The organism is Rhodospirillaceae bacterium, from assembly GCA_018662005.1.
Lineage (GTDB): Bacteria > Pseudomonadota > Alphaproteobacteria > Rhodospirillales > JABHCV01 > JACNJU01.
The window spans coordinates 13062-39403 of the sequence record JABJHA010000016.1; the positions used below are offsets into that span (position 1 = coordinate 13062).

At 53.2% G+C, this 26342-nt stretch carries 31 protein-coding genes; 19 read left to right on the forward strand and 12 right to left on the reverse strand.

Going from position 1 to position 26342, the window contains the following annotated elements:
- The 6 genes from HOL66_08555 (at position 1) to HOL66_08580 (ending at position 5111) form a co-directional block, all read left to right on the forward strand.
- Positions 1-1989: a biotin/lipoyl-binding protein gene (locus tag HOL66_08555; protein MBT5244284.1), complete on the forward strand. Its 1989-nt coding sequence runs from the start codon at positions 1-3 to the stop codon at positions 1987-1989.
- Between the two features lie 79 nt (positions 1990-2068).
- Positions 2069-2602 carry a response regulator gene (locus tag HOL66_08560; protein ID MBT5244285.1) on the forward strand — a complete coding sequence of 178 codons (534 nt, stop codon included), beginning with the start codon at positions 2069-2071 and terminating at the stop codon, positions 2600-2602.
- Complete coding sequence (locus HOL66_08565) at positions 2602-3504, forward strand: hydroxymethylglutaryl-CoA lyase (GenBank protein MBT5244286.1); 903 nt, start codon at positions 2602-2604, stop codon at positions 3502-3504. Before HOL66_08560 ends, HOL66_08565 begins: the two co-directional genes overlap by 1 nt.
- A complete protein-coding gene (locus HOL66_08570) occupies positions 3504-3932 on the forward strand; it encodes a DUF1489 domain-containing protein (protein MBT5244287.1) in 429 nt (142 codons plus the stop codon). Before HOL66_08565 ends, HOL66_08570 begins: the two co-directional genes overlap by 1 nt.
- Positions 3933-4016: 84 nt before the next feature.
- On the forward strand, positions 4017-4499 hold the full coding sequence (locus tag HOL66_08575; protein ID MBT5244288.1) for a response regulator: 483 nt from the start codon (positions 4017-4019) through the stop codon (positions 4497-4499).
- Positions 4500-4622: 123 nt separating this feature from the next.
- A complete protein-coding gene (locus tag HOL66_08580) occupies positions 4623-5111 on the forward strand; it encodes an Hpt domain-containing protein (GenBank protein ID MBT5244289.1) in 489 nt (162 codons plus the stop codon).
- Positions 5112-5118: 7 nt separating this feature from the next.
- Here the strand turns inward: HOL66_08580 and HOL66_08585 are convergent, their stop codons facing one another.
- Both HOL66_08585 and hemA read right to left on the reverse strand, forming a co-directional pair.
- Positions 5119-5664 (reverse strand): hypothetical protein, encoded by a 546-nt coding sequence (locus HOL66_08585; GenBank protein ID MBT5244290.1) that lies wholly within the window; start codon positions 5662-5664, stop codon positions 5119-5121.
- Between the two features lie 86 nt (positions 5665-5750).
- Positions 5751-6965 (reverse strand): 5-aminolevulinate synthase, encoded by a 1215-nt coding sequence (gene hemA, locus HOL66_08590; GenBank protein ID MBT5244291.1) that lies wholly within the window; start codon positions 6963-6965, stop codon positions 5751-5753.
- Positions 6966-7342: 377 nt separating this feature from the next.
- Between hemA and HOL66_08595 the strand changes: the two genes are divergently transcribed.
- Complete coding sequence (locus HOL66_08595) at positions 7343-8170, forward strand: universal stress protein (GenBank protein ID MBT5244292.1); 828 nt, start codon at positions 7343-7345, stop codon at positions 8168-8170.
- Here the strand turns inward: HOL66_08595 and HOL66_08600 are convergent.
- Positions 8167-8418, reverse strand: a complete 252-nt coding sequence (locus tag HOL66_08600; GenBank protein ID MBT5244293.1) for a hypothetical protein — start codon at positions 8416-8418, stop codon at positions 8167-8169. The genes HOL66_08595 and HOL66_08600 overlap by 4 nt on opposite strands.
- Before the next feature lie 137 nt (positions 8419-8555).
- On the opposite strand from HOL66_08600, the gene HOL66_08605 reads away from it, so the two are divergent.
- On the forward strand, positions 8556-8876 hold the full coding sequence (locus tag HOL66_08605; GenBank protein MBT5244294.1) for a parvulin peptidyl-prolyl isomerase: 321 nt from the start codon (positions 8556-8558) through the stop codon (positions 8874-8876).
- Between the two features lie 51 nt (positions 8877-8927).
- Here HOL66_08605 and HOL66_08610 read toward each other — a convergent pair whose 3' ends face one another.
- Together HOL66_08610 and HOL66_08615 are read right to left on the reverse strand one after the other, a co-directional pair.
- Complete coding sequence (locus HOL66_08610) at positions 8928-9221, reverse strand: SHOCT domain-containing protein (protein MBT5244295.1); 294 nt, start codon at positions 9219-9221, stop codon at positions 8928-8930.
- Positions 9222-9321: 100 nt separating this feature from the next.
- Positions 9322-9741 carry a hypothetical protein gene (locus HOL66_08615; protein ID MBT5244296.1) on the reverse strand — a complete coding sequence of 140 codons (420 nt, stop codon included), beginning with the start codon at positions 9739-9741 and terminating at the stop codon, positions 9322-9324.
- 179 nt (positions 9742-9920) lie between these two features.
- On the opposite strand from HOL66_08615, the gene HOL66_08620 reads away from it, so the two are divergent.
- Positions 9921-10649 carry a response regulator gene (locus HOL66_08620; GenBank protein MBT5244297.1) on the forward strand — a complete coding sequence of 243 codons (729 nt, stop codon included), beginning with the start codon at positions 9921-9923 and terminating at the stop codon, positions 10647-10649.
- A 242-nt stretch (positions 10650-10891) separates the two neighbouring features.
- A complete protein-coding gene (locus HOL66_08625; GenBank protein MBT5244298.1) occupies positions 10892-12115 on the forward strand; it encodes a HAMP domain-containing histidine kinase in 1224 nt (407 codons plus the stop codon).
- Here HOL66_08625 and HOL66_08630 read toward each other — a convergent pair.
- Together HOL66_08630 and hspQ are read right to left on the reverse strand one after the other, a co-directional pair.
- Positions 12112-12801 carry an orotate phosphoribosyltransferase gene (locus tag HOL66_08630; protein MBT5244299.1) on the reverse strand — a complete coding sequence of 230 codons (690 nt, stop codon included), beginning with the start codon at positions 12799-12801 and terminating at the stop codon, positions 12112-12114. The genes HOL66_08625 and HOL66_08630 overlap by 4 nt on opposite strands.
- Positions 12802-12863: 62 nt before the next feature.
- Positions 12864-13181 (reverse strand): heat shock protein HspQ, encoded by a 318-nt coding sequence (gene hspQ / locus HOL66_08635; protein MBT5244300.1) that lies wholly within the window; start codon positions 13179-13181, stop codon positions 12864-12866.
- Positions 13182-13319: 138 nt separating this feature from the next.
- On the opposite strand from hspQ, the gene HOL66_08640 reads away from it, so the two are divergent.
- The 5 genes from HOL66_08640 to HOL66_08660 all read left to right on the forward strand — a co-directional run bounded on the left by HOL66_08640 (position 13320) and on the right by HOL66_08660 (position 18753).
- The gene (locus tag HOL66_08640) at positions 13320-14984 is read left to right on the forward strand and encodes a thiamine pyrophosphate-binding protein (GenBank protein ID MBT5244301.1); all 1665 of its coding nucleotides are present in this window, start codon (positions 13320-13322) and stop codon (positions 14982-14984) included.
- A 3-nt stretch (positions 14985-14987) separates the two neighbouring features.
- Positions 14988-15353, forward strand: a complete 366-nt coding sequence (locus tag HOL66_08645; GenBank protein ID MBT5244302.1) for a hypothetical protein — start codon at positions 14988-14990, stop codon at positions 15351-15353.
- An 80-nt stretch (positions 15354-15433) separates the two neighbouring features.
- On the forward strand, positions 15434-16327 hold the full coding sequence (locus tag HOL66_08650; GenBank protein ID MBT5244303.1) for a nucleoside-diphosphate sugar epimerase: 894 nt from the start codon (positions 15434-15436) through the stop codon (positions 16325-16327).
- 57 nt (positions 16328-16384) lie between these two features.
- Positions 16385-17614 carry a class I SAM-dependent RNA methyltransferase gene (locus HOL66_08655; protein ID MBT5244304.1) on the forward strand — a complete coding sequence of 410 codons (1230 nt, stop codon included), beginning with the start codon at positions 16385-16387 and terminating at the stop codon, positions 17612-17614.
- Between the two features lie 11 nt (positions 17615-17625).
- Positions 17626-18753: a glycine cleavage system protein T gene (locus HOL66_08660; GenBank protein MBT5244305.1), complete on the forward strand. Its 1128-nt coding sequence runs from the start codon at positions 17626-17628 to the stop codon at positions 18751-18753.
- 6 nt (positions 18754-18759) lie between these two features.
- Here HOL66_08660 and HOL66_08665 read toward each other — a convergent pair whose 3' ends face one another.
- Positions 18760-19209 carry a hypothetical protein gene (locus tag HOL66_08665; protein MBT5244306.1) on the reverse strand — a complete coding sequence of 150 codons (450 nt, stop codon included), beginning with the start codon at positions 19207-19209 and terminating at the stop codon, positions 18760-18762.
- 109 nt (positions 19210-19318) lie between these two features.
- Here HOL66_08665 and HOL66_08670 point away from each other — a divergent pair, with 109 nt between their 5' ends.
- The gene (locus HOL66_08670; GenBank protein ID MBT5244307.1) at positions 19319-19858 is read left to right on the forward strand and encodes a phosphonopyruvate decarboxylase; all 540 of its coding nucleotides are present in this window, start codon (positions 19319-19321) and stop codon (positions 19856-19858) included.
- 8 nt (positions 19859-19866) lie between these two features.
- Positions 19867-20466, forward strand: a complete 600-nt coding sequence (locus HOL66_08675; protein ID MBT5244308.1) for an aldehyde dehydrogenase — start codon at positions 19867-19869, stop codon at positions 20464-20466.
- Here HOL66_08675 and HOL66_08680 read toward each other — a convergent pair.
- From HOL66_08680 to HOL66_08690, 3 genes are all read right to left on the reverse strand, one after another.
- The gene (locus HOL66_08680; GenBank protein MBT5244309.1) at positions 20463-20978 is read right to left on the reverse strand and encodes a cytochrome C; all 516 of its coding nucleotides are present in this window, start codon (positions 20976-20978) and stop codon (positions 20463-20465) included. The genes HOL66_08675 and HOL66_08680 overlap by 4 nt on opposite strands.
- A 76-nt stretch (positions 20979-21054) precedes the next feature.
- On the reverse strand, positions 21055-22404 hold the full coding sequence (gene hemN, locus HOL66_08685) for an oxygen-independent coproporphyrinogen III oxidase (GenBank protein ID MBT5244310.1): 1350 nt from the start codon (positions 22402-22404) through the stop codon (positions 21055-21057).
- Positions 22405-22426: 22 nt separating this feature from the next.
- Complete coding sequence (locus tag HOL66_08690) at positions 22427-23251, reverse strand: phosphodiesterase (GenBank protein ID MBT5244311.1); 825 nt, start codon at positions 23249-23251, stop codon at positions 22427-22429.
- A 73-nt stretch (positions 23252-23324) separates the two neighbouring features.
- Here HOL66_08690 and HOL66_08695 point away from each other — a divergent pair, with 73 nt between their 5' ends.
- Together HOL66_08695 and HOL66_08700 are read left to right on the forward strand one after the other, a co-directional pair.
- The gene (locus HOL66_08695; protein ID MBT5244312.1) at positions 23325-24086 is read left to right on the forward strand and encodes a TIM barrel protein; all 762 of its coding nucleotides are present in this window, start codon (positions 23325-23327) and stop codon (positions 24084-24086) included.
- A 46-nt stretch (positions 24087-24132) separates the two neighbouring features.
- Positions 24133-24399: a hypothetical protein gene (locus tag HOL66_08700; GenBank protein MBT5244313.1), complete on the forward strand. Its 267-nt coding sequence runs from the start codon at positions 24133-24135 to the stop codon at positions 24397-24399.
- Here the strand turns inward: HOL66_08700 and HOL66_08705 are convergent.
- Entirely contained in the window at positions 24396-26333 is a 1938-nt protein-coding gene (locus tag HOL66_08705) for an NAD(P)-binding protein (protein ID MBT5244314.1), read from the reverse strand. The two genes, HOL66_08700 and HOL66_08705, sit on opposite strands and share 4 nt — an antisense overlap.
- Between the last annotated feature and the right edge of the window lie 9 nt (positions 26334-26342).

Genomic DNA, 26342 nt, shown 5'->3' on the forward strand with positions numbered 1-26342 from the left:
ATGTTTTCATCAATCCTGATCGCCAACCGTGGTGAAATCGCCGTCCGCATCGCAGGTACCGCCCGCGCAATGGGGGTGCGGACCGTCGCCGTGTTCAGCGAACATGACGTGGACGCCCTGCATGTTGACGTTGCTGATCAAGCGTATCAGGTCGACGACTATCTGGGTGCGCAGGCTATCATCGAAATTGCCCTGAAAAGCGGGGCCCAGGCTGTTCACCCCGGTTACGGGTTCCTGTCGGAAAACGCTGCCTTTGCCGCTGCTGTTGAAGATGCCGGGCTGACCTTTATCGGCCCGCCGGTTAGCGCCATCGACGCCATGGGATCAAAAGTCAGGGCGCGGCGGATTATGGAGGCGGCGGATGTTCCTGTTGTTCCCGGCTATCACGGCGCCAAACAGGATCTTAAAACGTTAACGGCGGCAGCCAAAAAAATCGGCTACCCGGTGATGATCAAGGCTTCTGCAGGTGGTGGCGGACGCGGTATGCGGGTTGTCGAAAAAGCCGCTGATCTTGAAGCGTCGATTGCTTCTGCCAGGCGCGAAGCCAAGGCGGCTTTTGGAGACACCACCTTGTTGCTTGAAAAATGCGTCGTCGGTCCGCGGCACGTGGAAGTTCAGGTCTTCGCCGACAATTTTGGAAATTCTGTCAGCTTATCAGAGCGCGATTGCTCAATTCAGCGCCGCCATCAGAAAGTCCTGGAAGAAGCACCGGCACCGGGGTTGTCCCAGGCCTTGCGTCAGGACTTAAGCAATGCCGCACTGGCCGCCGCTGACGCCATTGGTTATGTCGGCGCCGGTACGGTGGAGTTCCTGCTTAGCCCCGACGGGGCGTTTTATTTCATGGAGATGAATACCCGCCTGCAGGTTGAACACCCGGTCACGGAAATGATTTTTGGCGAGGATCTGGTTGAGTGGCAGTTGCTTGTTGCCGCAGGTTTTGAACTGCCCCGCGACCAGATGGAACTGATGCCGTCAGGCCATGCGTTGGAAGCCCGCCTTTACGCCGAAGATCCGTCAAATGATTTTCTGCCAACCGGCGGCGTCATCGAACGCTTTCGCTTGGGCAGCAGTGATGAGTATGGAGGAATGGTCCGGGTTGACAGCGCGGTGCGTGAAGGCGACGCGGTTTCCTCCCATTATGACCCGATGATCGCCAAGGTCGTGGTCTGGGGTATTGACCGTGAGGTGGCGCTCAGCCGTATGTCCATGGTGCTCGAGGATATGGAAGTCGCAGGCGTCGTTACCAATTTGCAATTCCTGCGCCGGGCCTTTGCCCACAGCGCCTTTAGGAAGGCCCGTATCGATACCGGTTTTATCGAGCGCCATCGTCGTCAGTTATGTGCGCAAGTTAAAAATCCAGGCTGTGACGCGCTGGCTCTTGCTTCCCTGTCCATCATGCTGCGCCGTGATGCACAAGCGGCGCGCTTGGCCAGCACATCAAAAGACCCGTATTCCCCCTGGCATTCGACACTTGGATGGCGCATGAACGGTGACAATCATCATGTGCTTAACTTTCATACCAGCGCCAACAAAAAGACGACCACGGTTTGTGTGCATTATCGAGCCGATGGTTTTTTTCTGGAAATAGCCGGAACAACCCTGTCGGCAAGTGGTCATTTTGATGATGAGGGTTCCGTCATTGCTTCCATTGACGGGCGACGGGTAAAGGCCATGGTATGCCATCTTGATCGGGAAATTGTCGTCGATGTGTTGGGGCAAATTGAGACTCTTGTTCTTGATGATCCTGCAGCATCGCTGGAGGGCCATGAACATACCGGTGGAAGCCTTGCCGCACCCATGCCCGGGCGGGTGGTGCAGGTTTCAGTAAAGGCAGGTGATCAGGTGAAAACCGGAGATCCTCTTATCGTGCTCGAAGCGATGAAAATGGAACACACGATTTCGGCGCCTGCCAGCGGGACTGTTGGCGAAGTCTTTTTTGCTGTCGATGACAGGGTAGAAGAAGGTGCGCTATTACTTTCGCTAGACTAATCTTAAAAATGTTGAAAGTTAGATTTTAACATTTTTATATGTTTAAATAAGAAGCATTCTGAATAAACGGGGCCGAGGCATGGCGGACTACGACCTTAGCAATTTGAGCGTTCTGATCGTTGATGACTATCAACCCATGCGGCTCATTCTAAAAAATGTGCTGCATGCTCTGGGTATCAAGACGATTGCAGAAGCACCCGGTGGCCTAGAGGCCCTGACAATTCTCAAATCGTCCAATACCGATATTGTCTTTGCCGATAATCTGATGGAACCGATGAACGGTATTGAATTAGTCGAAAGAATCAGGGCCGGCGAAGAAGATATCAACCCCTTTACCCCGATCATCATGGTTTCGGGTTTATCTGATCTTGCCCAAATCGTCAAAGCCCGCGACGCCGGCATCAATGAATTTTTAGCCAAACCTGTTTCGGCAAAAATGGTCTATTTGAGGATTTGTTCCGTCATCGAGCATCCGCGCAGTTTTATTAAAGCCGAAACCTTTTCGGGCCCGGACCGTCGCAGACGCCTGGCCCAAATTGATGGTGAAGAGCGCCGAGATGGCGAGTATGATTATGATGAACAAAAACGGACACAAAAGCGAAGCGAAGAGTGATACCTCTACCCCCAAAAGTCACGATGGTCGAAGTCGGCCCCCGGGATGGACTTCAAAACGAACCGCAAGCCGCCTCGGTTGAAACCCGCATAGCGCTCATTAACAAGCTCGCTGATGCCGGATTGTCGCGTATAGAGGCAGGTAGTTTTGTGTCGCCAAAATGGGTGCCGCAAATGGCTGACACCGATCAGGTTCTGGCTGCCCTAAAACCCAAAGCAGGCCTGCGTTATGCGGTTCTTACCCCCAACATGCAGGGATTTGAAGACGCCGTCGCAGCCGGAGCGGAAGAGGTGGCTATTTTTGGTGCTGCTTCTGAAACCTTCTCGCAAAAAAACATCAATTGTTCAATCGAGGAAAGTTTTCAGCGTTTCATGCCCATTGCGTCCGCTGCCAGGCAAAAGGGGATAGCCGTTCGTGGCTATGTTTCCTGTGTTCTGGGCTGTCCTTATGAAGGGGCGGTGGAGCCTTCAGCCGTTGCAGCGGTTGCCCGTCGGCTTTTTGAAATGGGGGCTGCAGAAATTTCCCTTGGTGATACCACAGGGGTCGGGACACCAGCCAAGGCGCAAGCCATGATTGATGCCGTCAGTCAGGACGTTCCTGTTGAAAAACTGGCGGCCCATTTTCATGATACTTACGGTCAGGCTCTGGCCAATATCCTCAGTGTTATGGAAAAGGGCGTCGCCATTATCGATAGCTCGGTCGCCGGTCTTGGTGGCTGTCCTTATGCCAAAGGTGCGGCGGGCAACGTGGCTTCCGAGGATGTCCTGTACATGCTCGAGGGTCTGGATATAGAGAGTGGTGTTGATTTATCAAAATTGGTAACCGCTGGTGATTTTATTTGTGCTGAACTTGGACGCCAAAGCCAGTCCAAAGTGGCCCTTGCCCGGGGTGGTATGGACTGATGTCACTTCACATTCTCAAATTGTCCGTTGGTGTCGAAGATGTGGATCACCTGGCTCAAATACAAAAAGAGCGCTTGAAACGTGAAGGTGTGCTTGCCCATATCACTCGTAACACCCCCAGAAAAGCTGAAGAAATTCTCGAAGGCGGTTCGATTTACTGGGTGATCAAAAGATTTATCCGTGTTCGTCAACGTCTTGTTGGTATTGAAAGGGGCGTTAATTCCGAAGGGAAGCCTTCCTGTGCGCTGGTTCTTGACCCGACCCTTGTCGCGACTGAACTTAAGGAATTCAGAGCCTTTCAGGGATGGCGTTACTTCAAGGAAGAGGAAGTCCCGGCTGATTTAGTCAAGCATGCAGGAGCGCCAGAAATTCAAAAAAGACTGCCAGATGATATGGCTGCGGAACTTAAATCATTAGGCCTGATTTAATTGCTTTCTTAAGTGGTTGAGGCCCAGGCAATGATCGCATTATAATCTCACTGATTACTAGGGGGGCGGTCAAAAGGATGCTGAATGTCGGACTTTAATGCTAGCGGAATCAATGTTCTGATTGTTGAGGACAATCTGCATTTTCGCACTCTTATTCGTACCATTCTTCAAACTGTCGGTTTTGAAAATGTTGAAGAGGCTCGCGATGGTGCGGAGGCCTTCGAGGTGCTTTCCAGTTTCGAGGCGGATTTGGCTATTATCGACTGGAAAATGGATGGTCAGGACGGCCTGGAATGTGTTCGTCGTATCCGTACCGATGAAGATAGCCCCAATAAATACTTGCCGATTATTATGGTCACTGGATATACCGAGGAAAGCCTGGCCAAGGCGGCCCGCGATGTCGGGGTTAATGACTTTCTGGGCAAGCCAATTTCGGCTAAATCATTGATGTCACGTATTGTTTCGGTATTTGAAGATAAACGAAACTTTATCGAAAATGCAGATTATTTCGGCCCGGATCGGCGTCGTAATCAACAGGAATTCAAGGGCGAGGATCGCCGTAAGTGAAGCGCCAGGAAATTATGAAAATGGCTTCAGGTGTTTCATTAGTTTTTTAATATTTATATTTAACTTCTTTTAACGTGCTCTATGGCACACTAAGTTTATCTGGTTAATAGGTAAGGACAGGCAATGAGCGACGACGATACCGTAAATGTAATTAAACCGCCTGACATGTTGTCGAGCAAGGTTAGTAAAGGTGGCCCGGGTGCGGTCGATCTTGCTGCTATCGAACGTGCTGAATCTGTTATTGCCAACATGGCCGATGACTATCTTGACTGGGTCGAAGACGACCTTGTCAAAATTGCCAATGCGCAAAAAGAGTTAAAGGCTAACCGGGATCAATCCGAACATCATCTGGATAAGGTTTTCCAGGTTGCCCATGACATGAAGGGGCAGGGCGGTAGTTTCGGTTATGACCTGATGACCATTCTGGGTAATGACCTGTGTCGTTTTATTGAAGGCAAAAAGACGGCCAGCGATGTCGATATCGAAGTCATCGACCTTTACATCAGCACCATGCAAATCGTTATTTCCAAACGCATGAGCGGCGATGGTGGGCCCGCTGGCAATGAAGTGCTGACCGGTTTGGCGGCCGTTGTTGCTAAGATTACGTCTTAGCCGCCCATTAGCTGCCCAAGGATTTTTGAAAATCTTCAAGCCAGCTCAAGCGGGCTTCCAGAAGGTCGATATCGTGATCGAGCCAACCGACCAGATAGCCTTCATCTTGGCTGTGATGCTGGCGCAGGTCGTCAAGGCGGGCCAGTTCGTTATCGGTAACCTCGATTAACAGTTCTGCCTGTACGGCGCGCTCTGCCTTGTCTAACAGGTGCAGGAAGCGAAATTTCAAGGCCACAACCAACTTGCTGATTTCCGTCGCAGCCGGACGTACATTCGCCGTCAGCAAGGTTTTTAATTCAGTTCGGCCATCTTCGGTAATGACCAGTTTGGCATCGTCCTCCATGCCGTTGCCATCGGTCGCCTCGACCAAGCCTTCGTATCTTAGAAGTTCGATGGATACGCCCATAACGTCGATGGAAGGGCCGGTTATACGGCTGATGAAGTGGCGGATAGAGTTGGCAAGCGCACCATAACGGGTCGGGCCAAGGGCAAGTGTCCCCAAGGCGCAAAGCCGTACAGCTTCTTTTGGCGTTAATGTGTTATCGGCGAACATACCGAGCGACCCGCTTTCATATTTACTGGCAGAATCAATAATACGCCCGTTGGACGTGTGTGTCTATCAAGTGAAAGAAGGCGATATCAGGCTGCTTGTTTCAATCCCAACCGGTTCCAGACCTCGCGAATTGAATCAACCAGATGATCCATATCGTCATCTGTATGTAGGGGGGTCGGGGTAAAGCGCAGGCGTTCAGTGCCACGATCAACGGTCGGGTAGTTGATAGGCTGAACATAGATATTGTGCTTGTACAGCAGATCATCACTGGCTTGCTTGCAAAGGGCTGCATCGCCTACCAACACCGGAACGATGTGACTGATAGAGGGCATCACCGGGATACCGATTTCCGTCAAACGCCTTTTTAACGTTGCGGCCCGTTCCTGATGACGCTCGCGAAGCTCGTTGTGTTCCTTCAAGTGCTTGATCGAGGCAATGGCCGCGGCAGCGACGGCTGGCGGCATTGATGACGAGAAGATGAAGCCCGAACCATAGGAGCGGACAAAGTCACACATGGCGTTGGAACCGGCTATATAACCGCCGATGACACCAAATGCCTTGGCCAGCGTCCCCTGGATGATGGTAATGCGGTCCATCAGGCCTTCGCGTTCGGCGACCCCGCCGCCCCGCGGGCCGTACATGCCCACCGCGTGCACTTCGTCGAGGAAGGTCATGGCATGGTGTTTTTCAGCAACTTCGCAAATTTCCTTGATCGGTGCGATATCCCCATCCATGGAATAGACGGACTCGAAGGCAATCATTTTTGGTGTCGCAGGGGCGTACTGGCTAAGGAAACGATCAAGATCTTCGACATCGTTGTGCTTGAAAATTTTCTTTTCGGCCCGGGAATGACGAATGCCTTCGATCATCGAGTTATGGTTTTTGGCGTCCGATACAATGACACAACCCGGGATTAGGGCTCCCAGGGTGCTCAAAGCCGTCATGTTGGCCGTCCAACCGGATCCGAACAGCAGGGCGGACTCTTTTTTGTGCAAGTCAGCCAGTTCCTGTTCAAGAAGGACATGGTAATGATTGGTGCCCGAAATGTTGCGGGTTCCACCGGCGCCGGCGCCGCACTTGTCGATGGCTTCGTGCATGGCTGCCAGGGTCGACGGGTTTTGTCCCATTCCCATATAATCATTTGAACACCAGACGGTGATTTCGTGAATGGAACCATCGGGGCGATGGTTCATTGCCTTTGGAAAATCACCCGCCTTGCGTTCCAGGTCGGCGAAAATGCGATAGCGACCTTCCGACTTAAGATCGGCAATGTTTTCCGAAAAAAAACTCTCGTAATCCATCAAAAATACTCCCAGGCCTGACCCCTTTCTCAAGGGCTTCAGGCCATCATACGTGATCACCATATATTTCCGCAAGCTGCCCAAAAGGGGGGCATGATACGGATGGCCAAAAAGACACCGAGCTACAGTGCGGTAACGTTCTGTAATTTAAAGAAAAATGCCAACCAAGGTATGACTTTGGTCAAGGCGTCAACAATTGCTTTGGGCTAATCTACAGCCAGTAAGAATGGTTCCATACTCGAAACGACGACAGGTCTGTGGGTAACTTTAATAACATCCATAAACTATTGAATTATTTAAATAAATTATAACTTATCCCATTTTGTAAAAAGTTATCCACAGGGTTATCCAGTGGGTTATACACAGGAGGACGCATCATGCTGAAAAATATCCTGATCCACCTCGATGCATCTAAACAAAACGATTCAAGGCTGCAAACGGCGATTGCCCTTGGCAAGCGTCATGGTGCTCATTTAACCGGACTTTATGTGGTTACCCATCCAGAAATTCCCACCTATATAGAGGCCCAAATCGGCGGTGACGTTATTAATGCCCAAATTGAAGCGGCAACGCAGGAGGGGCGAGAAGTTCTGGAGCGTTTCGAGAAGCAGACCGCCGCAGAAGGTCTTGAAACAGAGTCCCGTCTGGTTGAAGGGACGGTTGTTGATTGCCTGACGACCCACGGACGTTATTTCGATCTTCTGGTCGTTGGTCAGTACGATCCTGATGATTCTGGCCTACATAGCGTTGAGGATATGCCCGACCGTCTGATTATGTCGGCCGGCCGGCCGGTTCTGGTTGTTCCTTACGCCGGGACGTTTCCTGATATCGGCGATAGGGTCATCGTTTCCTGGGATGCCTCAAGGCAAGCGACACGGTCGGTTAACGACGCCATGGCAATTTTGGAAGCATCACAAAAAGTCGATGTACTGTCGATTAATCCGGCTGGAAATGATCATGGCGATAATGCCGGTGCCGACATCGCCTTGCAGTTGGCCCGTCACGGTGTCAATGCAGAGGCCAAGCAAATCACCAGCCCTGATGTGGATGCGGCCGATATGTTGCTCTCAAGGGCTGCCGACAGCAGTGCGGATATGATTGTGATGGGTGCTTACGGACATGCCCGCTGGCGCGAAATCGCCCTGGGTGGCTTCACCCGTCACATGCTTGCTCACATGACAGTGCCGGTACTGATGTCGAATTAGTTGCCAACCTTAACGATCAACTCGACAAGCAGCGTGGCAAAGGCGTCGCGGGCCATAAACAGGAATGAAAACGCGGTCCCCCATAAAACGGGTCGTTTCCACCAACCGGGGGGAAGGGGCCTTAGAAACCGTTGTGCGCGAAGGGCCATACGGCGCTCCCGGCCACGTCGTTCTTCTTCAAGTTGCCATAGATTATAAGCGAGAATATCCTCGCGTGAGGGCGGGCGTGACGGTACAAACATAGTCATAACATTCTGTCCTGTTGTCTTAATCAAGCCTTCTGGCTAATTTTTAGATTATCAAGCAAACCTTTCTTGTTGGTTAACGCCGGTTAATGGGGTAGAAAACCCGCCAACCAACCCGAAATTCAATTGGAGATACCCCTATGACCGATCAGGTTACCGCCGCACACATACTTGTCATGCATGAAGATTCCGCCCGTTCGTCCGAAACACGGACCAAGGATGAAGCCAAGACAATGATTGATGATGTTAAGGCTAAAATTGCCGATGGTGCAGATTTCGCGGAGCTGGCCGGACAGGTGTCCGACTGTCCGTCGGGCAGCAACGGTGGCAGCCTGGGTCAATTCGGTCGCGGCCAAATGGTCAAGGCTTTTGAGGACACGGCCTTCGCTTTGGAGCCGGGTGAAACCAGCGACATCATCGAAACAGAATTCGGATATCACCTGATATTGCGCTCAGCCTAAACGGTAATAATTATGGGGATGGAATTTCAAATTCCATCCCCTTTTTTATGATTATTTTTTAGATTTCAGAACGCCTCGCTTGGTGCGAAATTCCTCTTCATCAATTTCGCCCTTGGCGTAGCGGTCGCTTAAAGTCGCCAATGCACTGCCTGTTCCGCCATGGTTGCAGAGTCCACTGCCGTGGGCGCCGCGCCGAAATAACCAGATCAGCAGAACAACAAAGCCGATAATCAAAAGGATCGAAAAGGGGCCATGCATCAAGCCCCAGCCATGGTGGCCGACGCCACCCCAGCCATTGTTCATATATCCGGCGTTCATGAAGCCATTTACGGTTTCGTTATACATTGTAAAATCTCCTTAAATTGAAAAAATTAGCGACCGACGTAGAGGGGGAGTAAACGCCGGTCGCTCGCCGCAGCGGCGGGGGAGTCACCGTGTGCGGAATTTATTTGATCGGGCGATGTGCCCCGGTTCTGGTGTCGAATTGGATTTTGTGGACCAGTGAATCGTCAACGGTGACGATTTCGACAACGATGGCGTCCTCGCCTTGGGCTTCGACTTTGCCAACCTTCAGGCGGTCGTTGCCGTGCATCTTCAGACGACTTTCGACGATTTCCTTGACGTCATCGACGCCAAGGTCGCGATCAACGCCCGATTGCTGCATCTGGCCGCAAGGCGCATTGCCGGAACCCATCATGCCGTATCCATGGCCCTGAGACCCCATCATGCCCTGGTTATAACCGTGGCCCATTTGTCCACCGTAGCCCTGGGATCCATGGGAAAAGGCTGGGACGGTACTGAAAGCGGCAACGCCGAGTACGAGAGCCGTTGCGGCGATACTGAGTACGAGATTTTTGCGTTTCATGACAATCTCCTTGTTTGTCGTGTCAATTTCATTCGATGAGGACATTTGAACACGCATTTGTATCGGGGATGTTTCGGCCACACGGGCTTTTTGTAACAAACTATTGCCTGGAACCCTGCAGCAACGTTCGGTTACCAAGAATTGACCCACCCCGGGCGAGTTTTGGCTATAGTCATCAAATGAACAGTTCTGAACACATTTTGATTGTCGACGACGACAAGGAAATTCGCGACCTGCTGGGGCGATTCCTCGATAAGCACGGCCTGCGTGTGACGACGGCGTCAGGCGGGCGCGAGATGAAGACGGCGCTTGCCGACTGGAACATCGATCTCGTCGTCCTCGACCTGATGATGCCGGGCGAAGATGGCCTGACCCTGTGTCGCAACTTGCGTTCTGAATCAAATATTCCCGTTATCATGCTGACAGCCATGGGCGAGGAAACGGATCGTATTATCGGCCTGGAAATGGGCGCCGATGATTATCTCGCCAAGCCCTTTAATCCACGTGAATTACTGGCACGCGTCAAGGCTGTTTTGCGGCGTAGCGCTGATCGCCCAACACGAAAATCCCAAAGTGACGAAGAACAAAAAATGACACGCTACGTCTTTTCAGGCTGGGCCCTGGAAGTCGAACGACGCGAACTGTTTTCCCCTTCGGGCGCGCTGGTGCCACTCAGCGGCGGTGAATTTGAACTGCTTCTGGCTTTCATCACCCATCCGGGCCGGGTGATGAACCGCGACCAGTTGCTTGATCTTGCGCGTGGCCGCGAAGCGCAACCCTTTGACCGTTCAATCGATGTTCAGGTCAGCCGCCTGCGCCGTAAAATAGAGGATGATCCGAAAAATCCGTCTCTGATTAAAACCGTGCGTAGCGGCGGTTATCTTTTCGCCTCCGAGGTCAGTCAATGAAATTCCGGACACCCGGTTTTTGTGATCACCGCACCATTGTCGGGCGGACGGTCCTGTTGCTGCTGGCCGGGCTTGTCATCTCGCATCTGATCAGCATTGCCATTTATTCCGACGAACGACGCACGGCCCTTCTTACGGTTGGCGGGCGTCAGGTGTCTGAACGGATCGCCGCAGCTTATCTGAACATCGATCGAGCCAACCCGCAGCAACGCAAAAGTTCCATTCAGGCTTTGTGGGAACCGATGTTCAGCATTACATGGACGAAGCAAAGCGTTCTTGCTGATGGTTCGCATGGCGGCTGGCGCGCCCACATGGTGCGGACCACAATCGCCGATTTCCTGACAGGTATTGATAGCAAAAAAATTCGCATCAACTATGGCCATCTCGGTCAATTTCGCCCTGGTATGACACCGGGAACGGGTATGGCGCCGGGCGATCCGGTGGTCGCCATGCAGGAACACATGGGGCGAATGATGGGAGAGGGTTCCGGTCACATGCGTAAGCGCTTCGACAGTTTCTCCCGCAAATGGCACGGCGACAGTGTGCTCAGTGTGTCCATAGAGCTTACCGATGGCAGCTGGTTCAATGTGGCGACGCCCGGAACCCGCTTGCGTTCAGCCTGGTGGAGCCGGGTTTTCGGGCCCATCATCGTGACCACGATCATCGTTCTTTTCCTGACTTTCTGGGCTGTCAGGCGTTCAGCCAAACCGTTGGCCCTGTTCGCCCAGGCCGCCGAACGGCTGGGCCGTGATGTCAACGCGCCGCCGATGCCCGAAGACGGCCCAAAGGAAGTGCTCAGCGCCTCTCGCGCCTTCAATGAAATGCAAAGAAGACTGCAAAGCTTCATCAAGGACCGGACTCATATGCTGGCGGCCATATCTCATGATTTGAGGACCCCCATCACCCGTTTGCGGCTGCGCGCCGAATTGATTGACGATCCGGAACAGCAAGCAAAGATGCTCGCCGATCTCGATCAAATGGAGCAGATGATCGCCGCCACCCTGTCCTTCGCCCGCGACGAGGCGACTGACGAGGTTTCCGTTCGTTTCGATCTTGCGGCGATGTTGCAAAGCCTGACGGGCGATATTTCCGATACCAACGGCAAAGCGTCATACGATGGGCCCGACAAACTTGAATGGACGGGCCGCCCGGGGGCTCTCAAACGGGCTTTTCAGAATTTGGCTGATAACGCCATCAAGTACGGCGGACGTGCCGATATCTCATTACTGGTTAAGGACGCGGGGCTTGTCGTCAGCGTTGCCGATGACGGCCCGGGCATTCCCGAGAGCGAACAGGAACGGGTATTCGACCCGTTCTACAGGATCGATCCATCGCGCAACCGCGATACCGGCGGGGTGGGGCTCGGTCTTGCGGTGACACGTTCCGTCGTCCGCGCCCATGGTGGCGAGATTTCGTTCGATTACGATGATCGTTTTGTGGTCGTCGTTAACTTGCCGAAGACTTAAGCGTCTTTACCGCCGTGGGCCTTTGACCAGGCGGCCGGATCCTCGAGGAATTCCTTGACACCATTAATGGTTTCTGCGGGGAAGTAATCCCCGGCCTCGGCAGCTTCCAGAACATCATGCCAGGTGGCCAGATAATGAAGGGTCAAACCTTCTTTTTTCAGGGATTCCAAAGCTCCCGCGAAAATTCCGTAGTAAAACACGCAAAAACAATCGGTGACAACGGCGCCAGCTTCACGCAGGGCGTTGACGAACAACACCTTCGAGGCCCCGTCTGTGGCCAGGTCCTCGACCAGCAGAACCTGTGAACCCTCGCCAAGATCGCCTTCGATCTGGGCATTGCGACCAAAACCTTTAGGTTTTTTGCGAACGTAGAGCATCGACTTGTCGGTGGCCTGGGCGATCCATGAAGAATACGGAATCCCCGCCGTCTCGCCACCAGCGATAACATCAATTTCTTCAAAGCCGATATCATTGTCCAGCTGAGCAACGGCCAGTTTCATCATTCGTTTGCGTTCTTCGGGATAGGATATCAATTTACGGCAATCAATGTAGACGGGGCTGGCCCAGCCAGATGTCAGGATATAGGGCTCCTCGGGGCGGAAATTAACGGCCTTGATATCAAGCAGCATTTTAGCCGCTTCAAGGCCTGTTGCCGTGCTGGCGATCGTATCAAGGGGATCAGACATGTCGCACCGTTTTGTTTAAGGAATGATGGGTTGTTTATTTCTAGAGGCTATATCACGATTCCTCAATGACCTTTGTTCCTGAGTATGTAGCCATCTTCACCCAACCCTTGAAAATAATCATTTATACAGTCGTGACGGACCGGACCGCCTTCTTCGTCAGGTTCCAGGTTCCGTTCGGCAACGTATGTCCGCTGGGCGGCCCCGTCGACCAGAACGTGATACCAGGGGCGGTCTTTTGGCGGCTTGCTTCGGGCGACATTCTGATACCAGTCGTCGCTGCCATGGAATTCGGGATCAATGTCAATAATGACACCGCGATAACCAAATAACCGATTTTGGATCAGTTGTCCGACACTGAATTTGGCAGTCTGTTCGCCCAACGTTTATTGCTCCTGATTTCGTTTGTATTTACCCTGAAGCAGGGCCATGATCGCGCCATTCGGGTCACCCGGTCAATCCGCATGACGATGCTTTGTCTATATAGGGCTTTTGTGCCATTTTCCCACCCAGAGGTTTTAATGAATAGCGAAAATATGCGTACTGGCGGCCAACTGGTATCCGATGCCCTTCAGGCGCAGGGTGCCGACAGTGTCTTTTGTGTTCCAGGCGAAAGTTATCTGGAAGTTCTCGACGCTCTTTATGATGCGCGCAACGCCATTCGCGTTATTTCCTGCCGTCACGAGCATGGCGCCTCCAATATGGCCGAAGCCTATGGAAAGCTGACAGGCAAACCCGGTATCTGCATGGTGACCCGTGGTCCGGGTGCGTGTAACGCTTCAATCGGTGTGCACACGGCTTTTCAGGATTCGACTCCGATGATCCTGTTTATCGGTCAGGTCGGTCGTCAGCATCTTGGACGCGAGGCTTTTCAGGAAGTCGATTACGTTCAGATGTTTACCCCCCTTGCAAAAGCCGTCGAGCAAATCGAGGCGGCCCAGGATGTTCCCGCCGCCGTCGCGCGGGCTTACCGGACAGCAATGTCGGGCCGCCCCGGCCCGGTTGTTCTGGCGCTGCCCGAAGACATGTTGCGAGAAGAATGCGAGACTCCGGATGTCGAGGCGGTCGTTATAGAAAGTAAACAACCCGGCGTTGGTGAAATGGAACGCCTGCATCATATTCTGGGAGACAGCAAAAGGCCGCTGATGCTGGTTGGTGGTGGCGGCTGGTCAGAACAGGCACGGGCCGATATCCTCGCATTCGCCGAAGCAAATAACCTGCCGACCTGTTGCTCATTCCGTCGTCATGATCTGATTGATAACGATCACCCAAATTTCGTTGGTGAAGTTGGAATCGCGCCTAACCCGAAACTGTTAGAGCGTATCAAACAGGCGGATATGTTGCTTGTCGTCGGTGCCCGTCTGGGTGAAATGACAACACAGGGCTACACGCTGCTTGGTGAGCCTGCACCGATTCAAAATCTTGTTCATGTTCATACGGACGCCCAGGAACTTGGCAAAGTCTACAAACCGGATTTGCCTATAAACGCAGGCATGGACGCTTTTGCCGCCGCTGCCCGGAAATTGGCCTCCATTGAGTCTGATCATCGCAAAGCTAACAGTGAGAAGGGGCGCCAGGAGTATCTTGAAGGGCGTGTTCCCGACCCATACGACGGGGCGCTTAATCTTGGTCAGGTGATGGCGGTCATTGATGAGATGATTGGGGAAGATGGCATTATCACCGTCGATGCCGGCAACGGCAGCGGTTGGCCGCAACGCTTTATCCCCATTGGTGGGAAAAGAAGGCTGTTGGGACCGACCAGCGGGGCCATGGGGTACGGCGTTCCGGCGGCGCTGGCGGCGAAAGCCGTCTACCCCGAGCGGACCGTTGTCTGTTGTGTCGGCGATGGCTGCTTCGGCATGACCGGACAGGAAATTTCGACAGCCGTAAAAGATGGCCTTAAACCGGTCATCCTGATTTTCAATAACGCCATGTACGGCACCATCCGCCTGCATCAGGAACGCCGTCATCCGGATAGGGTTATCGCTACTGACCTGAACAATCCTGATTACGCTGCGGTTGCCCTGGCGTCTGGGGCTTTTGGCGAAACCATCGAAAGCACTGAAGAATTTCGCCCGGCCTTTGAAAGGGCGCTTCGCTCTAACTTGCCGGCAGTGCTAGACTTGCGCATCGACCCGGACCTTATTACAACCCGAACCACGTTGAGCGCCATAGCAAAGAGTTAACACATGACCGAACTTGTTGTCGGCTATGCTAACGAACAGCAACGCAAGGACCAACGTCGAAACGTTGAAGATACCTTCGTTGTTATTGATGGTGCCACCTGCAAAGTCGTCAATATCAGCCTGCGCAGTGTGCTGTGCATTGGTTACAAGGGTGCGGCCAAAGAGGGCGATGAAATCATCATCGAGGATTTGCTGATGGCTGATGACAGTCGCGTTAACGTCAATTCTGCTGCCAAGGTGATGCGGCTTGATGCCTCCAAGAAAGAAATGGCGGCCGTGTTTCTGGATATGAATTCAAAGACATTCGATACCCTGGAAAAAATGATGATGTTGCGTCCCCTGGCTGGCGACGGTGGGCGGCTTAAGTGAGTACGCCATCGGTGTGGCTGCTGGTTGATGACCGGGCCGGTAATCAAAGCCAGTGTCTGGGTGTCGGTGATGCTCTGGATATGCGCTGTGAAATCCGCGACCTGGAATACACCGCGGCCGCTGCCTTGCCAAATTTCGTTATGGGTAAGACTTTTGGTGGCCTGAACGCCAGCTCGCGGGTCAATCTGGTGCCGCCGTGGCCGGATCTCATCATCGCCGCTGGCAGGCGCTGCTCGCCGGTCGCTCGCCACATCAAGGATAAGAATAACGGGAATACGTTTCTGGTTCAGATCATGTATCCGGGCGATACCGGGCTGGATGAATTTGATCTTGTTTGCGTGCCCCGTCATGACGCCATCCCCGACAGGGCGAACATTTTACAGATAACCGGCGCTCCCCACCGGGTTACCCGCGAGCGGTTAACGAGCGCCAGGGAAGATTGGCAGGAACGTTTGGGATCTCTGCCGGGACCACGTATTGCCTTGATTGTCGGCGGCTCGACCAAGCGCCGCAAGTTCACGGAACAAATGGCCCGTGAACTGGGTTCGGCGGCGTCAAAAATGGCAACCCAGGCCGGTGGGTCATTGATGGTGACCACCTCAAGGCGATCGGACGACACCGCCGATGCCCTGATTGAAGAAATAGAAGCGCCTGCCCAGGTTTTCAAATGGGGTGCGGAGGGTGAAAATCCTTATCTGGGATATCTGGCCATGGCCGACGCGGTCATCGTTACCGGGGATTCCGTCTCCATGTGTTCGGAAGCCGCAGCGACAGCGGGACCGATGTGGATTTACGCGCCAAAAAAACTGACCGTCCACAAGCATGGCATTTTGCACCAGCAGCTTTATGACGCAGGCATTGCCAAGCCCTTTGATGGCAGCGGTGGCACTGTGTTTGAAAGCTGGCGGCATGATAGTCTCAATGCAGCCTTCGACATTGCCGCTGAAATAAAAAAACGCCTGGGGATGTCTTAAGTCGTGGCAAGACAAGCAAGGAAACGCCGCGCCAAAGTAAAGGCAACGGAGCACGTTCTGTCTATTTCGGAGCTGGGTTGGCATGGCGACGGCGTAGCCGAAGTGGATGGCAAGAAAGTTTATGTTCCCTTCACCTTGGCTGGTGAGAGTGTCCGTGCAGCCGTCAGCGGCAGCCGCGCTGTCCTATTGGAAATCCTTCAGGCAGCGCCCGAACGGGTCGAGCCTGCGTGTCCTCATTTCAGTCGTTGCGGTGGTTGCGCCGTTCAGCATCTGGCCACCACTTCGTACACGCACTGGAAGCGTCAGATTATTGTGACGGCACTGGCCAATCGTCATGTTGAGGCTTCAGTGGCGCCGCTGGTTGATGCCCACGGCGCAGGTCGCAGGCGGGTAACCTTGCATGTTCGTTATGAGGACGGGCAAATATTGGCTGGGTTCATGCAGGCGGGCAGCCATAAACTCATCGACCTGGACCAATGCCCCATACTGGCTCCGGAATTGTCAGGGGTAACAACCATCGCGCGTGATTTGGCGCGAGCTTTGGGCAACAACCTGAAACCGCTGGATATCCAACTGACGGCCACTGAAACCGGTCTCGACTGCGCCATGCGCGGGGGCATCGAGCTTGATCTGGACGCCCGTATGGATTTGTCAGATTGCGCCAACGATCATGATCTGGCACGCCTCACCCTTGATGGAGAACTGGTGCTGGAACGCCGAGCGCCCATATTGACTTTCGGGGCAGCCAAATTGGCGCTGCCACCGGGAGGCTTCCTGCAGGCGACGAAGATGGGTGAGGAGATACTGTCAGGGTTGGTGCTTGAGGCTGTCGGCAAGGCAAACAAGGTGGCTGACCTTTATTGCGGCGTCGGTCCGTTTGCCTTGCGTCTGGCGCAGAACAGTTCCGTCGTCGCCATCGATAGCGACAGCGCCGCCATTGCCGCCTTGAAAAATGCCGCTGATCACACCCCCGGCCAAAAGCCTGTTGTCACGGAAATCCGTGATCTTGCCAAGAATCCGCTTTATGAAGGCGAGCTAATAAGTTTTGATGTCGTCGTCTTCGATCCACCACGGGCCGGGGCCGAGGCGCAGGTGTTGGAAATCGTAGAGGCAAAGGTAAAAACGGTGGTCGCCGTATCGTGCAATCCAGCGACATTCGCCCACGATGCTTCCATATTGACAGAGGGTGGCTACGTGTTGGAAATGGTCATTCCGGTCGACCAGTTCCGTTACGCCGGTCACGTGGAAATGGTCGGGGTGTTTAAACGAAAGTCATCATCACTTTAAGGTCAGGCTGTATGTCATATAACATTACCTTCGGTCCGCGGGTCCGCAAATCACCCTTCTTCGACTGTACCGTCGCCGACGGCGTCAGGCATTTTACCATTTATAACCAGATGTACATGCCGACGGGCTACAGTGATCCGCAAGCCGAATACCGGCGCTTGTTGGAAGGTGTTTCCATGTGGGATGTCGCCGCCGAGCGACAAGTGGAAATCAAGGGCAAGGACGCCGAACGTCTGGCTCGTTACCTGACACCCCGTGATTTGAAAGACTGCCCCATCGGCAAGGGAAAGTATGTTCCGCTTTGTGATCATCAGGGTCGCCTGATTAATGATCCCGTCCTGCTGCGTCTTGCCGATGACCGGTTCTGGTTATCGATTGCCGACAGTGATGTGTTGCTTTGGGTCAGGGCGGTTGCGGCGGAAGGAGATTTTGATGTCACGGTCAGCGAGCCTGATGTCAGTCCGCTTGCGATCCAGGGTCCAAAAGCGGAAGCGGTGGTCGTGGATCTGCTTGGTGATTGGGTTCGCGAGCTTAAATACTTCTGGTTTCGTGAAGCCGAACTCGATGGCATTCCGCTGGTTGTTGCCCGCTCGGGCTGGTCCAAGCAGGGCGGTTTCGAGCTTTATCTGTGTGACGGCTCCAAAGGGGAAGTGCTGTGGGAGCGGGTTAAGAAGGTTGGCGCTGCGCACGGCATCGGACCCGGCGCGCCAAACTATATTGAACGCGTCGAAAGCGGCCTGTTGTCCTATGGTTCGGACAATCTGGCTGACAGCACGCCCTTTGAAGTGGGCCTGGATAAAATGATCGACCTGGAAAGAAGTGATGATTTTATTGGTAAACAGGCGCTTGTTAAAGTAGCGGAACAAGGCCCGGCTAGGCGACTTGTTGGGATTACTTTCGACGGTGAGCCCGTCCTGTCAAATCAACATCCCTGGCCTGTACGTATCGACGGACAAAGTGTTGGGGCAGTACGTGTCGTTTGCCACTCGCCACGACTTGCTCAAAACATCGGCCTGGCATTGCTCGACACGCCATATACAGAGATCGGAACAACCTTAGAGATAGAAGGCGAGGGGGCGACTTACCAGGGCACTGTCGTGCCTCAACCGCTGGTGCCGCCGGGAACGCCGTTGATTTAAGCTTGTCTATTCGACCAGGCTGATTTCCAGTTCTGCATTTCCACCTGCGGCGGTTTCCATGTTGTTGAGTTCTTCAATCAACCGGGCATCAATGACTTTGTCTGCAATGCAGCGGGTGGCCCTGATGCGTTGATTGATCAATTTAATAAAATCGGCGAGTTCTTCACCTTTGAGGATTTGACCACTGGATTTAATGACAGCGGATTTGCCACGAAACATGACATCCCGCATGTGTTCCTCGTAGCTTTCCCATTTTTTGATATAGGGGTCCCAGTCGCCGTCGTGCTGACGATCAACGCTGGCGGTCAACTTCTCGGCAGTGTTGTCGGACCACCAGGAGACAGCAGGTATTTCAGGACATCTTTCTGCCTTGGCCTGGTTGGAAAAAAACACCATGGCGCCAAGAATGATAAAAAGAAACTGTCCCATTTGAATTGTTCTGGTAAAGCTGGGCATGATTTTCTCCGATCCAAATTCACTTGATGACGATCTGTATGCGAGAACTATCTCATGGCAATGTTGTGTCCATATTGCTTTGATGTGACTAGGATGTTGCTAAATGTGAATGGCAATTCGGGGGTGTGAGGATATCGGTATGGATTGGTGGAAGCAGATTTTTGAAGCCTTTAAGGTCGCCGATATCAGGCAGGTCGCCTATGTGCCCGACGCCGGTCATGCCGCCCTTATCGATGCCTGTACCGCTGATCAGGGCATACACGCCCTTGCAATGACAACGGAGGAAGAGGGTGTTTCGCTTCTTGCCGGGGCCTGGTTGGGCGGGGTGCGTGGCGCGCTTTTGATGCAATCCTCCGGCGTTGGCAATTGCATCAACATGTTTTCACTGGCCTCGACCTGTCGATTCCCGCTGCCGGTTTTTGTCACCATGCGCGGCCAATGGCAGGAGTTTAACCCCTGGCAACAGGCGATGGGTGAAAGTGCAGAACGTCATTTGCGGACGTCAGGTTTTCAATGCCAGACGGCGGCATCGGCGGACGATGTAGGCCCGATGACGACAGCGACACTTGATACGGCGTTCACGGATGACGGTATGGCGGCGTTGTTGCTTCATCAAAGCCTGATGCCCGTCAAAACGTTTGATCAGTGAGGTCCGCAATGATTGAAGATAAACGTTCTGACGCCTATCCCCTTCGACGCCGGGATGTTGTTAAGCGGTTGATCCATGCAGATGATGATCTGCTGGTTATCGCCGGTCTTGGTTCAACGGCCTGGGACATTACGTCGGCCGGTGATCGTGATTTGAATTTCCCGTTGTGGGGGGCGATGGGCGGGGCCATTTCAATGGGGCTTGGTCTGGCGCTGGCGCAACCCAGGCGACGGGTGCTGGTCATCACCGGCGACGGGGAAACCTTGATGGGACTGGGCAGTTTGGCCAGCGTTGCTTTGCAGGGGCCGCAGAACCTGTCGATTTGTACCTTTGATAACGAACGTTACGGGGAAACCGGAATGCAGCTGACCCATACATCGGCAAAGACCGACCTGGCCGGTGTGGCGAAGGCTTGCGGGATAGCAGTAACGGGGGAAGTACGAACGGAAGATGAGCTGGAGGCGGCATTGCCGGCTATTCTGGAAGCGCCAGGGCCTGTCTATCATGCCATCAAGGTACGGGCCGAAAAACTCGATTTTGTCCTGCCGCCCAATGACGGCGAACATCTGAAAGATCGCTTCCGTCTTGCCTTGCTAGGCGCTTGCTAGTCCAGGCCGTAAAGACCCGGGAATTCTTCATACATACCGCGCTCTGCGTTCTTGTGACAGATGATGCAGTTTGAGCCGTTCATATACTTCACGTCCTTGGACATCAGTTTGTATTTCTTCGTGGTGTGATGGCGTGTCCAGTTGGGAGTTTCTGTAATCCGAATAGGATCGATGATGCCCTTTTTAGCCCACTGCTTCAGGGTCATCTTGACCGGCACCCGGTCTTTGGCATCCATGGCTTTGGACAACAGGTAGACTTTGATATGTTTGGCGCCTTTAGGGGGCAGGCTGGCGTCTTCGCCAAAATGGTTGGCGAGGTCGTCCATGATTTTTGTCCAACCGCCAATTGTCAGCCTGTTCGGCGGGAAGACCATGTGACAGTCGCCGCATTCCTTGCGGGTGATATCATCCTGAACGGTGAGTGGAAAATCCGAAACCTCTGCGGCCGGTGCTGGCGCAACACCCATAATAAACAAACCTGCCACCAGGATAATGGCAATTTTACTGAACATTGAACTCTCTCCCGACCCTGTCCGTTAACATTTCACACACTGTAACAGTGAAGAAATGAATGGAGCCTGAACGGGTTTAAACGGCTCGCGAGTGACGGCCCTTGCCGCTGTCAAGATAAGCATCAAAGACGGCGGCGACCAGCCGGACGAAGGGACGACCGGTTTCTGTTACGGTGATGGTGTTGCCATTTATGGTGATGATGGCGTCATCGGCCAAGGAGGCCAGCTTTTCCATTTCCGGCACGAAAGTCGCTTTCGAGGTGGCGAATTTTTCGCAAACCTCATCCAGATCAACCGTAAGATCGCACATGATGCGTTCGATAATATGGCCACGCAGGCGATCATCATCGCTTAAGGCGATGCCGCGGGCGATCGGTAAAATACCGGCAGCGATGTTTTCCCGGTACTGCTTCAGCGGTGACAGATTTTGAATGTAACCTTGTGATAATTGGCCAATGGCCGAAGCGCCGAAGCCGATCATCGCCGGGGCCAGATCGGCGGTATAGCCCTGGAAATTACGTTGCAGGACACCATCATCAAGGGCAACGGACATCTCGTCATCGGGAAGCGCGAAGTGATCAAGGCCAACGGCCACGTATCCGGCTTCGATAAACTTTTTAGACGATGCTTCAAACTGCTGCCAGCGTTCATCGGCATCTGGCAGGTCGTCTTCATTAATAAGTTTTTGGTGGGATTTCATCCACGGCACATGAGCGTAGCCGAACAGGGCGACCCGGGCCGGTTTCAGGCCAATGGTCAATTCCGCCTCGCGGATAACCATTTCGGTGGTTTGCATGGGCAGGCCGTACATCAGGTCCATATTGACGTGGTCGATGCCGTACTGGCGCAACCAGCCAATGACCTGGGCTGTCATTTCGTAAGGTTGGATGCGGTTGATGGCTTTCTGGATATCGGCATCGAAACTTTGCACACCGATGCTCGCCCGGTTGACCCCGGCATCCTGCAGGGCGCGAATGTAGTCTTCACTGGCAGTGCGCGGGTCAAGTTCCACAGCGATGGCGGCGTCCGGCGTGACATCGAAACGGACACGTAAATGATCAATAATGCGTTTCCAATCCTCGCCCTTAAGCATGGTCGGGCTGCCACCACCCCAATGCAGGTTGCTCGCCTTGAATCGTCCGGGCAGGTTTTTTGCGACCAGATCAATTTCATCGAGAAGCACGGCGACGTAATCGGCTACCGGATCGTAACGTTTGACGATTTTGGTATAGCAACCGCAGAACGAACACATCTCGTCACAGAACGGAATATGAAAATACAGCGACAGGGGCGTTGCCGGGTCAAGCGCTGCCAACCACTGGCCGTAGAGCTCGCCTGTGACGCTTTCACTAAAGTGCGGGGCCGTCGGGTAACTGGTGTAACGGGGCACCATCAGGTCATATTTTTTTGAAAGATCGGTTACCATGGTAATGATTATAAACTGTTCCTTACAAAGGATCGACAACGAAGGGGTTGGGATCGCCGTATGGCCCGATCTGGCTGCAATGATAGATCATACCGTGATCTTCATTCCACAACACAATAGGGCAGGCGGCGGGCTCCAGCATAAAGCTTGATGTGGCCCCCGGGGTTAAATCCATGGTCATCTGGAAAACCAGTGATGGCGCTACACAGGCAATCGTGCCGCCCCAGGCGACAGAGATCGGTCGGTGCATGTGGCCGCATACAATGCCAGTGATTTGCGGGTGTCGCTTGACGATGTCTTCCAGCTTGTCGGCGCCCACGAAAGGCCGTTTATCCATGAAGCCAATGCCACTGACGAAAGGCGGGTGATGCATGAAAATCAGGGTCGGGCGAGCGGGTTCGGCGGACAGCGTCTGATCAAGCCAGCCAAGGCGTTCAGCGCACATTTCGCCGCCGTCATGATCGTCGCGTTTTGTGTCCAGGCCGACCAGCCGTAACGGATAGTCTTCCAGGGCGTAGTGAAGAAATTTATCGCTCTGGCCAAGGTAACCCTGATCTGTGAAATGATGGCGCATCATGTCGCGGTCATCGTGGTTTCCGGGAATGATGTAGACCGGCATTTCAAGCCTGTCGAATTCGCGGCGCATGACCCGGTAGTCCTGCTCGTGGGCCTTGTTGACCAGATCACCCGTCGCCAGAACCAGATCGGGTCGGGGGGACAGTTTGTTCAGGTGTTCGATGGCCGCGTTCAGGGCGGCCATGGTGTCGACCTTGCCTTTAAGCAAGCGGCCGTCTGTGCGCAGGTGAAGGTCTGAAATCTGGGCGATAATCATGGTTGGATCAGTCAATATTGATGAGGCATTAATCGTGCAACTTGATATAACCTCTGCCACTATCGAATTGAAGAGGAAACACCCAAAGGTGCCAAAATTTGCCGCCAACTTAAGCTGGTTATTCACGGAAGTTGACTTTCTTGACCGCTTTGCCGCCGCCGCTGAAGCTGGATTCAAAGGTGTCGAATTCTTGTTTCCTTATGATTTCAGGGCCTCAGAAATCTCCGCCCGGCTTAAAGAGTATAACCTTGAAGTCGTGCTGATAAATGCCCCGCCCGGTGACTGGACGGCTGGCGAGCGGGGACTTGGCTGTGTTTCTGGTCGGCAGAACGATTTTCAGGAATCCATCAGGCTGGCCATTGACTACGCTTCCGCCATCAAGTGTCCGAACATTCATATTATGGCTGGTATCGGCACTGCTGATGCAAGGGATGTATTCGTTGAGAACTTGCATTTTGCCGCCACCGAATGTGCCTCTGCCGGTAAGCGGGGACTGATTGAACCGATCAACGATAAGGATATGCCGGGTTATTTTCTAACCCGCCCGGATCAGGCCATGGACATTCTCGACACCGTTTCCAGTTCTGCCCTGGGCTTGCAACTCGACCTCTATCACGCGGCCTGCATGGGATTTAATCCTAATAAAGTGATAGAGGATTGCAAAAAATCAATCGCTCATATTCAGATCGCCGGGGTTCCCGAACGCTGTGAGCCCGATGGGAGTGATGTTGATTTTCCGGCCTTGTTTGAGCGGATTGACGCCATTGCTTATGATGGTTGGGTTGGCTGTGAATATCGCCCCAGAAAGACGACCATTGACGGATTGGGCTGGGCTTTTGAATATTTATAAGTTATTCAGTAATCACTGAAGGTTTAGGAAAGAAAAAGTATTAAGAATGGCTGAAATCCTGCACCAACAAAGACTGATCCTGGAATTGCTTGTCATGTCAGGCAATATTGCAGTTTCTGATGTAGATGACGGCACTCTTCTATATGCAACCATGAAGGAATGCGAGAAATCCGGATGGCTGACCCTGAAGCATTTTGGTGCCGGATTTGACCAGGCCGTGATCACCCAGCAAGGCCGATTGAAAATTCAAAACCGGCGCGCCGTCAGGTCCGGAGAACACGCTAACGAAAAACGCCGGCCCATCGACAGCTAATCGTCTTCAAGCAACTCATTGACGGCCCGCAAGCCCTGCATGACGCCTACGTCGAGCCAGGAATTTGCTCCGGAATCCGAATTGGCAATGGTTATCAGGCCGAAGGGTTCACGCGCTTTGATGTGTGGTCCATCATCGAAGGACATGCCTTTATCGAACAAATTAAAGTAGGTGTAGCTGTAACCGTGGGACCAGCGGTTCAGTGTGATGGCTTCAATATCGCGCTTTGACTGGAAGCCATATGGACCGAACATACCATCAAGCTGGGCGTTCACCTCTGCCTCGAAATCAGCGAATTCCAGGGAAATAATTTCACTGCGCCCCTCCCTAAACTGGTCGCGCGGTTCCATGCCCCGCTCTTCAGGCACAGGAACCCTGATCAGGGTGACCGGCATCGGATCATTTGGGTCTTCGGTTGCGCTGTAGCCACCCATGTTGATCGGGTATTCGGTTTGCAGCAGGTGATAATAGCTGGTCGGGCAATATGCGGCACCAATGCCGGATTTCTTGATTGCCTGCCAGTTCTTGATCATCACATTGGCGAAGACATAAGGGATTTTGACGTTTGATGCCAAAGCCTCTTTCTGATCTTCAGGTAATTCCGGAATAAGATGTGGAATAATCATATTCCAGCACGCCATCACCACACCCTTGGCCTTGACGCGGTAGGCTTTGCCGTCGCGGATATAGGTTACGCTGACAGTGTCGGCATCATCAACCGGGCCATCGTGCTTTGCCGAGATGACAGTGCTGTTTAGACGAATGCGGGTTTCATTTTCCGGGTCGTCAAGCGCTTCGTAATCAAATTTTGCCAACACAACAGAATCAGCACCTTCGCCGGGCGCGACATCGGGGATCATGGCGCGCACAATGGTACGGCAGAAGCCGGCGTTGCCATCGGGAAAATGATGCACGTATCCGGCGTCTTCCGGGTCCGGTTTTTTCGTCATTCTGTAGAAACGACCAAGTTTGATGGTGCCCGGAAGTTCCGCTTCAATGCCTTCGCTCAAAGACAGGGTTTCTGCGCCAACGCCATTTTCGTCGGTTGGCAGTTTGCGAATGAAGTCAAATGTCGCCTGTTCCTTGATGTACCAGTATTTTTGCAGGAATTTTTCATAAGGGTAGCGATCAAAATTGAAATCGAGTTCATCAATTTTATTAATGATCTTTCTGGCGCCATCTTCTTCGTAAAGTTTGGTTAGTTCTTTCCTGGCTTTTTCCGGCATTGGCGCTTTGGCAAACAGGGCCTCGTAGTCTTTGGGACCTTCTTCAAGCCCCGGCATGACCGGGGCCATGCCGCCAAGATCGGCGGGGATCACATGATCCTTTCCCCAGGTTTTGGCATCCATGAAAACCGCGCCGCCAAGGCCGTGACGCTCAAACCAGTCATAGTCATAATGCTCGTTCTCGAATTTCTCCAGGTCAATGCCCAGATCTTCAAGAAGATCCCACATTTCATCGGGCCAGTTATCGATGTTGTCAAACCCCTGGGATCCCCCATAGGTCATCCGCATCTGGCCGCCACTTTCAAATTCGTTGCGTTTGGCATGGCCGCCGAAATCATCATGGTTATCGAGGATCAGGACTTTTTCTTCCCAGTCATGGGCGTCCTGAAAGAAGTAAGCCGCCGCTAGCCCGCTGGCGCCACCACCGACCACAACAAGATCGTATTCCTCGCCGGTTTCGGTAATCTCTCCCCAATCTTCACGGCCTTCACGGGCGAACTCGTGGGCACGTTCGTATGAGCCGGGATGACTGCCCCGCATACCGGTCCAGGCAGGTGGGTAATAGGGTGCGTCTGCACCGGGCCAGAGCGCTTCGGCTTCCCTCGCATGGGCTGTGCCGAACAGATAGCGTTCACCGATAAGAGCCGTCCCTGCGCCAATCAATGTGCCGTTGAGAAAATCACGTCTGGTAATGCGGTTATTGGGCATGGGGGTCAT